The sequence below is a fragment of the Rhizobium lentis genome (assembly GCF_014200175.1).
Classification (GTDB): Bacteria; Pseudomonadota; Alphaproteobacteria; order Rhizobiales; family Rhizobiaceae; genus Rhizobium; species Rhizobium mulingense.
On the sequence record NZ_JACHBD010000028.1, the window covers coordinates 19,005 to 32,926 of the forward strand.

A 13,922-nucleotide genomic window follows, 5' to 3' on the forward strand; every position below is an offset into this window, starting at 1 on the left:
GCGGAATGAACGTCGATGCAGACGATTGAGGATTGGCTACGTCAACTCGGTCTCGGCAAGTACGCTAAGGCCTTCGTCGAGAACGACGTCGATCTTCGAGCGCTCCCTCATATCGCGGAATCCGACCTCCAGGAACTGGGCGTCTCTCTTGGCCACCGGAAGATTATTCTAGCTGCTATCAACGGACTCTCGCAGCCACGTCCGGCTGACCAGCCCGCTGCTTCATCCGCTTCCGACACCACGCCCGAAGGTGCGGCTGACCGGCGACTGCTCAGCGTACTATTCTGCGATCTGGTCGGATCAACAGCGCTGTCAGCACAGCTCGATCCTGAAGACATGCACGAGTTGATCCGTCGTTACCAGGATAGCGTTGCCAGCGCAGTTACGCGGTTCGGAGGCTACGTCGCCAAGTATCTCGGAGATGGCGTGCTTGCCTATTTCGGATGGCCTATGGCTTACGAGGACCATGCCGAGCGCTCAATCCGGGCCGGCCTCGAAGCGATGGCCGCCGTCGACGCCCTGCAGTTAGCGAACTCGCAGCAATTGAAGGCTCGCATCGGCATCGCATCTGGGCACGTGGTCGTTGGCAACACCGACGGCAGCGCGAAGGAGCGTGCATCGATCGCGGGAGACACTCCGAACCTGGCAGCACGCCTGCAGGGCGCCGCTGCCCCAGGCCAGATCGTGGTCTCGGACAGCACCCGCCGCCTCGCCGGACAGTCGTTCGAGATCGAAAGCCTCGGCGAGCGGGACCTCAAAGGCTTTGCCTCGCCCATTGCGCTGTTCGAAGTCCGCGGTCCGCGGGAGGTAGATAGCCGCTTCGAAGCCGCGCATGCCAGCGGGCTTTCGAAATTTGTCGGCCGCGTTAGCGAGATTGGCCTGCTGCTCGAACGGTGGGAGTTGGCGAAGGCGGGCCAAGGCCAGGCGATCTTTCTGTCGGGGGAGGCTGGCATCGGGAAATCGCGCCTTGTCGAAGCACTTGAAGAGCATCTGCAAGGCACGCAGCATGAACTCATCCGACTACAGTGTTCACCCTATCACGCCACCTCCGCCTTCTACCCCATTGTCGAGCGACTGAGCCGGGTCGCTTCGTTTGACCCGGCAGATGACCGGAACACGCGTGTCGAAAAGTTTCGTGCTCTAGTTCGCCGCTATGGCGAAAGTCCCTCCGAAGTTGGCGCGATCTATGCCGAGCTGCTTTCGCTCGACCTGGGCGACGAGTTCAGACCGCCGGATCTCTCCGCCCACGAGCGCAAGGAACTTCTCGTCCGGACGTTGGCCAATCGGTTGCTGCTTGCGGCCAGGATCGCACCGGTGCTCATGGTTCTCGAAGACGCTCATTGGATGGACCCGTCCACCAGCGAGGTGCTGAGAGAACTCGTGGGCCGGCTTCATGGCACCGCCGTCCTTGTCGTCGTGACCCACCGGCCGGAATGGAAGGCGGATTGGGCATCAGGACTGGCGCAGGCGACGACTCTCTCCATCGGGCGCCTGACCAGGCCGCAAATGCGCGAGCTTATCGCATCGATGGCATCCGACATTCCTGAACAGCTTGCCGAAATGATTGCGGAGCGAACGGACGGGGTGCCGCTGTTCGTCGAGGAGCTCACACGCTCCATTATGGAGAGCGGAAAGTGGTCGCCGCTTAACATGGAGATCCCGGACAGCCTTCAGGGCTCCCTTATGACGCGCCTCGACCGTCTGCCGAAAACGGCCAAGGAGATTGCGCAAATTGCGGCCGTGATAGGCAGGGAATTCGATCGCGGCCTTCTTTCAAAGATCGCAGGCGTCGACGATCGAACGCTCGAGAAGGCGCTGAACCAGCTTGAGTCCAATCAGATCGTCGTCGAAGGCGGAGGCTTGCATGACACTCTCGTTTTTCGCCACGCGCTCACCCAGGATGCGGCCTACCAATCGCTCCTCAACCGGCGCCGTCGACATTTCCACAATGAGATCGCCAGGGTTCTGATCGACCAACATGACGACGTCGCTGCCACGCAGCCCGAGCTCATCGCCCAGCACTACGAGAAAGCGCAACGGATTGAGCTAGCGCTTCCCTTCTGGATGAAGGCCGGAGAACGCGCCCTTGCGCGATCAGCCAATTACGAGGCCGTAGACCTTTTCCAGAACGCCTTGGCCATCGCAGAGCAATTGCCAAAACAACCTGATCGGCAAATGGACCTGCTCGCCGCGATTCTAAAACTCGGCGATGCCCTATTCGCGGCTGGCCGGATGACGGATGCGCTGGCAAAATACAGGTTAGCCGCCCCGTTGGCACGCAAAGCGGCCGACACGCAAGCCTTTGTCCGCGCAGTCGTCGGTCTTGATGGCTCCAAGTTCCTCTCTTCCAACTCCCTTGCCGAGACGGTGCCGCTTCTCGAGGAAGCCCTCGCGATGGTTGAACCAGCGGATGAAAGGTCAAGGTGCCAGCTCCTCAGCCGCCTTGCGCGGGGCTACACCTACCTGAGCGACAGTAAGAACGCCGCAAAATACCTTGTAGAGGGGATCGAACTAGCCCGACGGGTCGGGGACAAAACTGCGTTAGTGGAGCTCTCTACTCTGCCATTCCTGACGCCGGCACCTATCAAGTCCGTCAGGGAGAGAAACGACCGGCTCGCTCGCTTAGATGAAATAAGACACATCGCGGAGGAGATCGACGACGACGACGTGCAAAGCCGTGCGCTTTCTGTCGAGGCGTATGTCTCCACGGAACTCGGCGATCGCGCCCGAGCCGATCGGGCGGTTGACGCACTGGACGAACTTGGTACCAAGCGGCAGCATCTCAACGTCCAATTCTACGCACGCATCGCAAGAGCGATGATGGCCATCCTCGACGGAAGGTTCACCGCAGCAGAGGAGCTTGCTGAAGAGGCTTTGAAGCTGGGTATGCGTACCCTTGGCGCGGCGCCAGAGGGCGTCTACGGAATGCAGATGTTCGCGATCCGACGCGAGCAGAGCCGCCTCTCGGAGGTCGCACCGGTCATGAAACTGTTGATCGAGGAGGACCCGGAGGAAACGACGTGGTTGCCGGGTTTTGCATTGGTCGCCTTTGACCTCGGATATCGGGAAGCGGCCCAGCGGCGGCTGCGCGAGCTCGCCCGCACGCGCTTCGCACTTCCAATAGACGGAAAACGAAGCGCGTCTCTCTCGTTCCTGACGGAAGTCGCCGCCGGGCTCGGCGACGCAGATGCTGCCCAGACCCTCTATAAGCTAATGCTCGACTACAAGGAGATGACCGTCACAATAGGTATGGCGACCGTTTGCTTCGGCGCGGCAAGCCGATATCTGGGAGTGTTGGCCGCCGCGCTGGGTGAATTCAATAGAGCGCCGGAGCACTTCGAGCACGCGCTCGAGATGAACTCGGCGATCGGCGCACGGCCATGGCTCGCGCACACACAGGCAGATTATGCGGGCTTTCTAATGAAAGTGGGTAGCCCGGCCGCGATAAAGAGAGCAATGTCGCTATTCGAGGATGCCCGGTCAACCGCGGCGGAACTGGGAATGGTCCGGCTGCAACAGCGACTGAAGCCAACGATTCATTAGGACCAGTATTTCGCTGCTTTTAGTGGGAAGAAGGTCTTGTCATGCCACGCTACATCATTGAAAGAAACTTCGCAGAGCAACTCAATTTGTCGAAAGAGGGGGTGGAGCAAGTCAATCTGATCAACGACCAGGAAGGTGTGAAGTGGATTTTTTCCTTCCTCAGCGCGGACAGGAAGAAGACTTACTGCCTTTACGAGGCGCCCAATGCTGAAGCCATTCTTGCGGCAGCCCGGAGGAACCATGTTCCCGCAGATGTGATCATCGAGGTCAGCGAGGAGATCGGACCCAATATGTTTGCGTAGCGCAATCAGGGTCAATCTCGACGTCCGGCGTGGGGAGTTCCTGACCTTCCCTCAGCCGATATTCTGGTGGCGAACGGATCGTTGCTGCCGTTCGTCGGTTTAGATTTTCCCGCGAGCGGTCGTGTTGGTAGAATTGCTGGCACCCGCGAACTGGTAATTAACGGCACGTCGTACGTTGGGGCGTATGCAATCATCGAAAGAGCGGTCCGTATTCTTCGCATCCTCCATGGTGCGCAGGAATGGCCAGACACTTTGCCAACGACCTAGGCTTTGTTCTCGATGCCGAGAGTCAACGGGTCGGTGGTTCGAACTGGTTCAAGGCGGTAAGTCTTTGTGCGATCGCCACGACAGGCTCGTAGCTTCAGATCGCGTCAAGCAATGCTATTGACCGTTCGCCGGCTCGGGCCGCGACCAATGCCATCGGACCATAGGTTCTAAGATTCTTCCGGCAGCCATTTTCTTTGCCAGTTCACCTATCAGCGAACGCAATTACCCGTGGGGGGATGGTGGCGGTAGCGAACAGCCAAGCCTCCTCCACTGGAACCGCACCGAGATCGACGGGCGTTGGAAATAACTCAGGCGCGGATCCGGGTCGAGGCTCCGGCAGATCAGCCTCGGCAGCGTTGCACAATAGTACGTGACGGCGAGCAGTGCATCGGCGCAACTTAGGCATGCAGCGCGGGAAGGATTTGCTAGCACAGCAGGGCGATCGGAATGTCCCGGGGGCAAATATGTCGCACGTAACTTGCTAGTTGCATGTGCGCGCGCGAGGATTCGAGAAGACGGAACAATTCGAAGCGGTAAACGTAGGAGCTACCGACTGAATATTAGGGAGGCTGGTCGTGTTCAGCGGAATGGCACTCGATTATGTCGACGTGGGAGAGGGCACTTTGCGTGTCCGCCATGGCGGCTACGGCCCGCCCTTGCTGCTGCTTCATGGCCATCCGCGAACACATATGACCTGGGGCCATGTCGCGGATCTCATGACCCCACGCTTCACGGTCATCTGTCCGGATCTCAGGGGATTTGGACAGTCCTTCCAACCCATCGATAGCGAAGACAGCCGCCATTCTTCAAAACGAGCCAAGGCGCTTGACTGTGTAGAACTGATGCGCGCACTCGGGTATCGGAAATTTGGCGTGGCGGGACATGACCGAGGGAGCTACGTGGCTTACCGTCTTGCCATGGATTATCCCGAGATCGTCACCAAGGTCGCCGTCATCGACAGCATTCCGATCATTGAGCATCTCGAGCGGATCGATTGGCAATTCGCGCGCGACTGGTTCCACTGGTTCTTCTTCGCACAGTCGGAAAAGCCGGAACGGGCGATCAATGTCGATCCCAAGGCATGGTATAAGACCATACGGCCGGACCTCATGGGCGAGGAAGCCTATGCGGACCTGATGACCGCGATCCACAGCCCGGCAGTCGTTCATGGGATGATCGAGGACTACCGGGCGGGTTTGACTGTCGATAGGAAAGACGAACTGCAGGACCGGGCTGACGGAAGGCGGATCTCGTGTCCTCTGCTCTGTCTTTGGTCGACACGTGACGATCTCGAATATTTCTTTGGCGACCCGCGAGAAATTTGGCGGTTGTGGGCGACGAATGTCACTGGTCACGGCATCGATAGTGGCCACCATGTCGCTGAAGAGAATCCCGCCGATCTGGCGAATTCGCTACAGCTTTTTTTCGGCGATGGTTGAGCCGTTGGCGGCGCCAGGTAGCGCTAAGGCGCGGAAGGAGATATGCGAAGGCGCACGACCGATCGATGACGGCTTTCAGCCGCCTGATAATACAGGCAGAAAACAGGATGCGAGCCACGCGTATTTCCGCGCATTTGCGGGGCGGCAACCCGTTTCTTCACGGGAGATATCGGGGCCGCTTGCGGTCAGCACGGAAACAGAGGATCAGATGGCTGACGAACACACGGAAAATGATTGGCTACCTTGAGGCAGCCATTCACGCGCAGACGACAATCCAGGTCCATCTTCTCATGCGCCTGGTGAGGAATGGCATTCTCTCTAGCCAGGACTCCAAGGACTGCTCGACGACGCGAGCGCGGTATGACAATGCCTGCCAACGAGCGTCTTCCGCTCGATTACAAGCTCACTTTTGCATGGCTCCAGCTCAAGGAGCCCCGATCTCTAAGAGCTCAAACGGGGCGACGAATAGTCGTTCAGCTAGCCGCAAAGCCGACCATTCGCTAAACCGCGAGCTTCTTACCGTCGATCTTCAGCTTGACGAGGACACCGCCTTTGGACCAGTTATGGCTGATCGTTCCGCCAAGATTTCCCGTCATCGTACGTGACAGCAGCTTGCTCCCGTACCCGCCAGTTCCCTCTGGGGGCGAGACCTCGGGGCCTCCCTGCTCCGTCCAGACCACTTCTATGTCGTCGCCGATGATGGTGCCCGACACGTCAAGTGTCCCTTCCGGGACCGAAAGAGCTCCGTACTTCAAGGAGTTCGTCGCCAGCTCGTGGATAACGAGCGCGAGGCCTGTCGCCGCCGCCTCTCCGACGCCCATGCGGGGGACCGCGATCCTAATACGGCCTGCGAACGCTCCTTCGTCTTCGTACGGCGTGAGCAGTACCGTGAACAGGTCACCGAGCAAGGCGGCTTCGCCTTGGTCACCGGGCAACGGACGAACGAGATCGTGAGCTCGCCCGAGAGCCGTCAGTCGCTGCGTCAATTGCTTGGCCATATCCTCGATTGAACTCGACGACCGAGACGTGATCTGGGTCAGCCCAGACGCGACGGCCAGCAGGTTCTTGACGCGATGGCCCATTTCCCCTGCCAGCAGCTCATGGCTCTCTTCGGCCTGTTTTCGGCCGGTGACGTCAAGAAAAATGCCAGTCATGTTCCGGTCTCTGATACCCGCGTCGTTGCCTTGTCCCCGCGCGGAAATCCACCTGACATCCTCGCCGACCAAAATTCGGAAGTCGATTTCGTACGGGCCAACGATAGCACGCGTTGCGGAGAATGCGGCCCTCACCCGGTCACGGTCTGCTGGATGGATTTTCGCAGACAAGTCTTCGAAGGAGAGTGGTCCCTCCCGCGACACGTCCCACAAGCGGTAACCCTGGGTGTCCATGATGAACGCGTCCGTGTCGACATTCCAGGACCACATGGCCACTCCAGCAGCATCAAGCGCGTGGAGAAGCTGCTCTGGTCCCCAGTCAAGATGGTCTTTGGTATCGTGCCCTGTCATAAAAACTTCCTGGACTCCGTCCCTTGCCTGGAAAGATCACCACGCTACTGCGGGATCAAGACTTTTTGATGCGGTGATCAGGGCTTCAGTGGTGGCGAAGATGCCCTGGGTGACTTTAGCGAGACAAGCTTCGCGAAGCCGCAATGTCTTGGCTCGCGACCTTGAACGATCAACTTCTCCGCTCAGCCCCGCCTCGGCGGGGCCTTTTCTCGATCGCATCGGCACGCGTGCGCCGATCCTGGTCGAAGCGAAGGCCAATGCCCGCTGGTCGCTGGATTTCGTCCACGACCAGTTCGCCTGCGGCAGACGATTCCGCGTCCTCAACATTGTCGATGACGTGACGCGCGAATGCCTGGCAGCGATCCCGGACACATCTATCTCTGGTCGACGTGTCGCGCGAGAACTGACGACGCTGATCGAACGACGCGGCAAGCCAGGAATGATTGTCTCCGACAACGGCACCGAACTAACGTCGAATGCCATCCTCGCCTGGTCGAAGGATCACAAGGTCGAATGGCACTACATCGCGCCGGGAAAGCCGATGCAGAACGGCTATGTCGAGAGTTTCAACGGTCGCATGCGCGACGAGTTGCTCAATGAAAGCCTGTTCTTCGGCCTCGATCACGCCCGCAGCGCCATTGCCGAATGGGCGGACGATTACAATACTTTTCGGCCGCACTCATCGCTCGGATACCAAACCCCGGCAGACTTTGCCGGGACCATCGCCGCAACCGGCTCCAACGCTGCGCAAGATGAAAGCTTCGCGTTTCCGCCGGTTGCTCACACCGCGCCTGTTGGCGTATTCAAAATGATCTGAACCCTTCAAACTGGACCAATTTTAGCTAGAGTTTTCCGGTGCATTTTCCTGGCTGGGAAAGGAACGGAAGACGATGAAGGCATCGCAGTTTTCGGACGCGCAGAAGGCGTTCATTCTGAAGCAGGGTGATGAAGGTGTGTCGGTTGCTGAGATCTGCCGCAAAGCGGGTATCAGCCAGGCGACCTACTTCAATTGGAAGAAGAAGTATGCCGGCATGTTGCCGCCGGAGATGAAGAAGCTGAAGCAGCTTGAAGACGAGAACGCCCGGTTGAAACGGATCGTCGCAGATCTGACGCTGGACCGCGAGATGTTGCAGGACGTCATTCGGCGAAAGCTCTAAGGCCTGCTCGGAAGCGGGAGGTGGTGAAGGGCATGTGCCGGGATTGGATGGTATCGATCCGGCGTGCCTGTGGAGCGTTGAACTTCGATCGCTCCACCTACCACTACACCTCTCGCCGTACCGATCAGGCCGGTCTGGAACGCCGTATTCGTGAGATCTGCGAGACGCGTGTGCGGTACGGCTATCGTCGCGTGCATGTGCTCTTGGAACGCGAGGGTTGGGGCACGAATATCAAGCGAACCTATCGCATTTACAGAGACTTGGGCTTGCAGCTGCGGAACAAGACTCCGAAGCGCAGGGTCAAGGCGAAGCTTCGGGAAGATCGTCAGACGGCCATCAGCCCGAACGACGTATGGGCGATGGATTTCGTGCACGATCAGCTCGCAACCGGAAAGAAACTACGGGTTCTGACGGTGGTCGACACCTTCTCACGGTATGTTCCCGTGCTTGATCCGCGTCACAGCTATCGAGGGGAAGATGTCGTCCAAACCTTGGAACGGGTGTGTCGGAACGTCGGCTATCCGAAGACGATCCGTGTCGATCAGGGGACGGAATTTGTGTCCCGTGATCTCGACCTTTGGGCCTATGCCAAAGGCGTGACCTTGGACTTCTCACGTCCAGGCAAGCCGACCGATAATGCGTTCATTGAAGCATTCAACGGGCGCTTCCGGGCCGAATGTCTGAACCAGCATTGGTTCCTGACACTTGCGGATGCCCGCGAAAAGATGGAGGATTGGCGTCGATACTACAACGAAGAACGGCCTCATGGTGCAATCGGCAATAAGGTGCCGATCTCACTGATAAATTCGGGACGCGCAACCAGCCCGCCTCCCTGAATGAAGCCGGAAAACTCTAGCCTGCGCTGGTCCAACGTTTGGGGGCGGATCAAAACCGCCGGGGCTCTAGTCGCCGCTGGATGAAAGTTCAGTGGCAGGTCACCGCCACCCTGAAAACTGAAGTGTGGAGCACGGATATGCGCGAGCAGCCAATCGGCGAACCCGTGGAATTCGATGAGCGTGAAGCGGTGATCGCCTATCACCGGGGGAGACACGCGGGCGGCTATTAGCTCATTGACCCACGACGCGATCCAATTCCGCGGAACTTTTGGGAATCAGGCGCTTCAGACAACGGTGTGATGCGCACCCTAGTCATAGTGCGAAATCGAACCGGAACCTAGTCGATCGTTTGTTGTTAGGTCGACGGCAATCGCACGGGTGGCCCATGCAAAAGGGCCGAGCCTAATGTTCGATTAAGTCCTGTGCGACTCCTACTTTCCCAGATCAGAACTGCTCCGTCTCGCCGAGGCTTTTTCGAGCGGCGCGGTGGAAAAATGCAATCGGTCGGTCGTCGACGCATTGGGCGCCGAACTAAAAGTTCCATAAATACCCGTTACGCCACTGACACTGAAAATTGCGGGGGTCGACGGTCCTGTTCCTTTCAAATTGTACGCGGCTATTTCGGCGTGTCGGCTTTGTTGGCGCGCGCCTGAATTTGCGCGCATCGCTGGATCAGGTGTTCAAACGGCTCGGAGTCGCCGAGCAGCAAACCGTCGTCGACCATCCGCGCGTAATCCTCGCCGAGCGCCCGGAGCCCTTCGCCGGACGGTGTCAGAACCAGATTGCCGTTGACGGCTGCAGTGTAGTCGATGGGCGAGCGGTCGGCCGCCTTTTCCGCAAAGAACATGGATTTGTGTTTGGCCACCGCATTGGCAAGCTGCCGATCCTTTAATGCCGCTTCTGCAAAGCCGGCATCGTCCAACCGGACGACATCATGCCAGTGGCGGGCAAACCGATCACCGCGGAGGCGCTCCTGCAGGCAGAAGACATGGATGGCCGTCGCCTTCTCCCAGAACGTCCGCTCGGCGTGCATGACGCGCGGACTCGCTTTCGGAAATTCGACACCATCGACGTGACCCGAAGCGTCGCAGCCGACATCGCGGATACTGGCTGGCTCACCGGTTGACCGTGCGCCGAATTCGAGCATGACGCTCGGGGCGACATAGCCGGATCCGCTGCTCACCGCGTCATAGTCCAGATAGAGCGTATAATCCTCGAGGCGAATTGCCGCCGGAAGAGATTGATCGCGCAGCGCGCCGGCGATCACCGGCTCCACCGAGTCCGAGACCCAGACCGGAAGCCGCTTTCGCACTTCGCTGGTCCAGCGCTTCTCCTCACTGCGGGTTTTCGGCAGCGCCTCATCATTGTCGCTGACCAAGTCCGGCGCCAGAGCGCGGATATCATAGGTCAGGTCGACGTCCTCGGAGAACCTTTTGATGACGCCGTAGGCTTTCGAAAGCGAAGTGCCGCCCTTGAAGACGAGGTGCTCGCCGAGCTTGGACGAAAAGAGCATCTGCAGCGTCCAGACGACCCAGACATCCTTTTCGAGCAGGTGAATGGGCCGTCCGGTGCGGTCGGCCGCCACGGCCAAGGCTTCGCGCCGGTCGTCCTTTGACAAGGTCAGGAACTGATCAGCCATGCGCAGCCTTTCCCACGCTTCTTGCAAGCCAGGTCGGGAACTGCGGTGCGGCCGCCACCAGCTCGCCGAACGCATCTGGCGGCAGCTTTCGCTTGATCCGAGACAGTGCTTCATCGGCCTTCTCGGGCCCAAGCCAGGCGAGCGCACGGACCGCCACGCCGGCGGGCCGATCGGCCAAGGCCAGTTGCCAGCGAGGCACATGCCTGAGCTCGACCGACTGCTGTCCAAGGTTCATCGTCCGGCTGCGGCCGGATGTAAGGTAGACGGAGCGGACCGGGACCTGGGTGGTCAGGCCCAGGGAATTCGCAGCGGCGGCGCCGTTTGAGACGATGACCTCGCCGCGTTGCTGCGCCACGGCCTCCACCGCCTGTTCAACTGTCGGCGGCCGGCTGCCAAAACGGCTTTTGACAGGCCGCATATAGATGCCGCGGCCGGCCCGGACGAGCTCGCCGCGCTCGGCCAGGCGCGACAGAGCCTGGTCAAGCGCGGCACGATTTCCGAGATGCAAAAAGCTCTTTGCCGATAGCGCGGACCCTTCCGGCAGTCGTTCAGCATGGCCCATGATTTGTGACGTCAGCTTTTGCATGGCATGTCTCCTGTCAGAAATATATGCAGTTTTCTGACAGTTTGCAATGAGAGGGGAAGACGACGCGTGTCATACTGGTATTTTTCGCCGCGTTCGTATTCTTTCTGGGAAGATCGAGGAAGCTATGCAGGGCGTCGAACGTCGCTGGCAGGCCAGAGCTCTCGAGGCCAGCGACCGGCTTGTTGCCATAGAGTTCGCGTTTTAGGCCAGGAAGATCGCATAATGGATCGACCGGAACACACGCCGAAGTGGGGAGGGGCGGAAAGCAGTCCTTATGCGCGGCTTCATTCACGTTGCTTGGCTGCAGGAAGCTGCTGCGGATAGATGCCGTGCAGCACAGACGAGTTCGGGCGCTTCGAAAGGCCGCGACGAGTTATTCGTTCCCCCAGATGTAGGTTTGACCGACACTCATTCGTCATGAAGGCGTAACCTCAATCGATCGGTCACGGAGAACGCAAATGGCCAAGGTCGCTTTCAATATCAGCATGTCGCTCGACGGCTTCATTACCGCAGGAAACCAGACCAGAGAGGAACCACTCGGCGAGAACGGCGAATTTCTTCACGAATGGTTCTTCAACGGCGGTGCAGAGGGCGATGCATATGCGCAACGCCTCACCAGCAATGTTGGCGCCGTGATCTGCGGGCGCAAATGCTATGACGACTCGATTCCATATTGGGACGAAAACGGGCCAACGGGGTCGCTAAAGCTGCCGCTTTTCGTCGTCACCCACCGCCCTTTACTCGCCTCGCACAGCACTGGAATCTATCAGGCGGCTGGGACAATTCCCGACGCGGTGAAGCAGGCGAAGTCGGCGGCCGGAGGCAAGGATGTGAGCCTCATGGGCGGAGCCGACGTCTTTCGCCAAGCACTGGCCGGCGGGCTTGTCGACGAGATCGAGTTGCACATCGTGCCAGTGCTCTTCGGTGCTGGGACTCGCCTGATCGACACGCTGCCCAATCAGATCAAGCTTGAGCCCACAAGGATGCTCGATACGCCACTCGCTCGGCATATCGCCTATCGTGTTGTGAAGTAAGCGAACGCAATCAGCCCTGTCTGACTAGGGTCCAATCCCACAAATTTGCTATATGCCACACGGGTGAAATCGCCGGGTCAGCAGTTCGAATCCTTTCAACTATGACTGTGGAATGGCTGATCTGCGCCATGACACTGAGACGCAGAGGGTAGCCGCTTAGCTCGGCTTTAGTGCGCGGGGTCGCCCCAGATCAACCCTTTAAATTATTCGCCGAACAGGATTGCGCCATAGTTCGTTGCGCTATGCAGGACATGGATGATGATCACCTTCGCTTTCTCAACGCGGTAGAAGATCAGATAGTTGCCATGAACGCGTCGATGGACACCATGGTGCTCGTAGCGGGGAACGAGGGGGAAACCGTTGGGGCTGTCGACGAGGTCTTCGCACTTGCTGCGGAGCTCCCGGACGAATGAAAGGGCGCGGCGTGGATTGTCCCAGCCGATGTAATCGGCGATCTGCTCAAGATCGTTCTCCGCCTCTTCGGAAAATTCAAGGATCATGCCGATTTTTCGGCATGATCAGCCATCACTCTGTACTTTGCCTCGAGCCGGTCGAAGACATCGTTCGCCGGCTTAGTCCGGCCCGCCTCGGCATCGGCAATGCCGCGCATGATGGAAGCATCCAGTGCCGCAAGCCGGGTCTCCCGGTCCTGAACAAGTCGAACACCTTCGCGGAGGACTTCGCTTTTCGAGCCATAGCGACCTGTATCGACAAGTTGCTGGATATAGGTTTCGAGCTGCTTTCCCAGATCGGCACTAATCATTCTGGTCTCCATCGGTTCTGATGGAGATAAGATATGCCGTTTATCAACTATTATCAAGCGTGATCGTTCTCTCTCTCTCTCTCTCTCTCTTTTTCCGCCGGCCATTGCTACGTTAGCAATCTGGCTGAAGACCCTTGAGGCAGCCATTCACGCGCAGACGACAATCCAGGTCCATCTTCTCATGCGCCTGGTGAGGAATGGCATTCTCTCTAGCCAGGACTCCAAGGACTGCTCGACGACGCTAACCGCGGTATGACAATGCCTGCCAAGGCTGCAAGTAACGGCACCGACCTTTGGTGACATTCCATGCATCTCGCCGTCTTTGTTGCCATGGTATTCACGTTCGGGGCTAAAAAGATCGCATAATGGATCGATGGGAACCAGCCGGGGCGCCAGGCGAAGATTACAAGCGTCAGCAGGTGCATAAGCGCTGATGGTTTACGGTTCGAAGCCATTTAAGGCGTTTGCATTCCTTTCATTTGTAAAAAGCTGCTTTGCGATCAAGTATAAACAAATTCGCTTTCGCTTCGCTCTTGATCAGATATCTCCTCCGTTGAGGATCAGCTAGATCAGTTCCAGTGATCAATCAGCGAGAGGTTCAGCAACGCCTGCGCAGCCTCTCGGCTACCTCATGCCGCCATCGGGCATGCCACCTAATTCTGGTCTATCGTTTCAATCAGCCGCCATGTAGATTTCAAATGGTCACATCTTGACTTTCAATTAGTCATCGCCGTAATTTCAAATAGTCATCAAGGGAATGTGGCTGTGGCGCTTTATCCAAGGCTTGTCGAGCAACGCGTGGCCGACGCCATGTCAGACACGCGAGTCGTGCTGGTCGTGGGCCCCCGACA

The 13,922-nt window shown here is 58.4% G+C and carries 10 protein-coding genes and 2 pseudogenes; 7 read left to right on the forward strand and 5 right to left on the reverse strand.

Annotated elements, in window-relative coordinates; translation table 11 throughout:
* Positions 1–15: 15 nt before the first annotated feature.
* The 4 genes and pseudogenes from GGI60_RS31030 (at position 16) to GGI60_RS31040 (ending at position 5,551) form a co-directional block, all read left to right on the forward strand.
* Complete coding sequence (locus tag GGI60_RS31030) at positions 16–3,543, forward strand: ATP-binding protein (protein ID WP_183920325.1); 3,528 nt, start codon at positions 16–18, stop codon at positions 3,541–3,543.
* Between the two features lie 41 nt (positions 3,544–3,584).
* The gene (locus GGI60_RS31035; RefSeq protein ID WP_183920323.1) at positions 3,585–3,845 is read left to right on the forward strand and encodes a DUF4242 domain-containing protein; all 261 of its coding nucleotides are present in this window, start codon (positions 3,585–3,587) and stop codon (positions 3,843–3,845) included.
* Positions 3,846–3,916: 71 nt separating this feature from the next.
* A pseudogene (locus tag GGI60_RS32390) lies at positions 3,917–4,112 on the forward strand (type II toxin-antitoxin system RelE/ParE family toxin); the annotation flags it as partial.
* Between the two features lie 575 nt (positions 4,113–4,687).
* Positions 4,688–5,551: an alpha/beta fold hydrolase gene (locus GGI60_RS31040; protein ID WP_183920321.1), complete on the forward strand. Its 864-nt coding sequence runs from the start codon at positions 4,688–4,690 to the stop codon at positions 5,549–5,551.
* Between the two features lie 500 nt (positions 5,552–6,051).
* Here the strand turns inward: GGI60_RS31040 and GGI60_RS31045 are convergent, their stop codons facing one another.
* Positions 6,052–7,056 (reverse strand): sensor histidine kinase, encoded by a 1,005-nt coding sequence (locus tag GGI60_RS31045; RefSeq protein WP_183920319.1) that lies wholly within the window; start codon positions 7,054–7,056, stop codon positions 6,052–6,054.
* Between the two features lie 217 nt (positions 7,057–7,273).
* Between GGI60_RS31045 and GGI60_RS31050 the strand changes: the two are divergent.
* Positions 7,274–7,873, forward strand: a pseudogene (locus tag GGI60_RS31050) (integrase core domain-containing protein); the annotation flags it as partial.
* A gap of 73 nt (positions 7,874–7,946) precedes the next feature.
* Positions 7,947–9,049, forward strand: a protein-coding gene (locus GGI60_RS31055) for an IS3 family transposase (RefSeq protein ID WP_183920317.1) whose coding sequence is annotated in 2 segments (ribosomal slippage) — positions 7,947–8,208 and positions 8,208–9,049 — 1,104 coding nt in all. Because the reading frame shifts where the segments join, the coding sequence is not laid out codon by codon here.
* A gap of 616 nt (positions 9,050–9,665) precedes the next feature.
* Here the strand turns inward: GGI60_RS31055 and GGI60_RS31060 are convergent.
* Complete coding sequence (locus GGI60_RS31060; RefSeq protein ID WP_183920315.1) at positions 9,666–10,688, reverse strand: nucleotidyl transferase AbiEii/AbiGii toxin family protein; 1,023 nt, start codon at positions 10,686–10,688, stop codon at positions 9,666–9,668.
* Complete coding sequence (locus GGI60_RS31065; RefSeq protein ID WP_040112688.1) at positions 10,681–11,274, reverse strand: DUF6088 family protein; 594 nt, start codon at positions 11,272–11,274, stop codon at positions 10,681–10,683. Before GGI60_RS31065 ends, GGI60_RS31060 begins: the two co-directional genes overlap by 8 nt.
* 458 nt (positions 11,275–11,732) lie before the next feature.
* Here GGI60_RS31065 and GGI60_RS31070 point away from each other — a divergent pair, with 458 nt between their 5' ends.
* Positions 11,733–12,308, forward strand: coding sequence for a dihydrofolate reductase family protein (locus tag GGI60_RS31070; protein ID WP_183920313.1), 576 nt, complete (start codon positions 11,733–11,735; stop codon positions 12,306–12,308).
* Between the two features lie 203 nt (positions 12,309–12,511).
* On the opposite strand, the gene GGI60_RS31075 is transcribed toward GGI60_RS31070, so the two are convergent.
* Positions 12,512–12,808 (reverse strand): type II toxin-antitoxin system RelE/ParE family toxin, encoded by a 297-nt coding sequence (locus tag GGI60_RS31075; protein ID WP_183920311.1) that lies wholly within the window; start codon positions 12,806–12,808, stop codon positions 12,512–12,514.
* On the reverse strand, positions 12,805–13,071 hold the full coding sequence (locus GGI60_RS31080; protein WP_183920309.1) for a type II toxin-antitoxin system ParD family antitoxin: 267 nt from the start codon (positions 13,069–13,071) through the stop codon (positions 12,805–12,807). Before GGI60_RS31080 ends, GGI60_RS31075 begins: the two co-directional genes overlap by 4 nt.
* Between the last annotated feature and the right edge of the window lie 851 nt (positions 13,072–13,922).

Bases quoted from the DNA above. Each gene is read 5' to 3' on its own strand.
- GGI60_RS31030 (WP_183920325.1), top strand. From the start codon at position 16: ATGCAGACGATTGAGGATTGGCTACGTCAACTCGGTCTCGGCAAGTAC.
- GGI60_RS31035 (WP_183920323.1), top strand. From the start codon at position 3,585: ATGCCACGCTACATCATTGAAAGAAACTTCGCAGAGCAACTCAATTTG.
- GGI60_RS31045 (WP_183920319.1), bottom strand. From the start codon at position 7,056: ATGACAGGGCACGATACCAAAGACCATCTTGACTGGGGACCAGAGCAG.
- GGI60_RS31060 (WP_183920315.1), bottom strand. From the start codon at position 10,688: ATGGCTGATCAGTTCCTGACCTTGTCAAAGGACGACCGGCGCGAAGCC.
- GGI60_RS31065 (WP_040112688.1), bottom strand. From the start codon at position 11,274: ATGCAAAAGCTGACGTCACAAATCATGGGCCATGCTGAACGACTGCCG.
- GGI60_RS31070 (WP_183920313.1), top strand. From the start codon at position 11,733: ATGGCCAAGGTCGCTTTCAATATCAGCATGTCGCTCGACGGCTTCATT.
- GGI60_RS31075 (WP_183920311.1), bottom strand. From the start codon at position 12,808: ATGATCCTTGAATTTTCCGAAGAGGCGGAGAACGATCTTGAGCAGATC.
- GGI60_RS31080 (WP_183920309.1), bottom strand. From the start codon at position 13,071: ATGATTAGTGCCGATCTGGGAAAGCAGCTCGAAACCTATATCCAGCAA.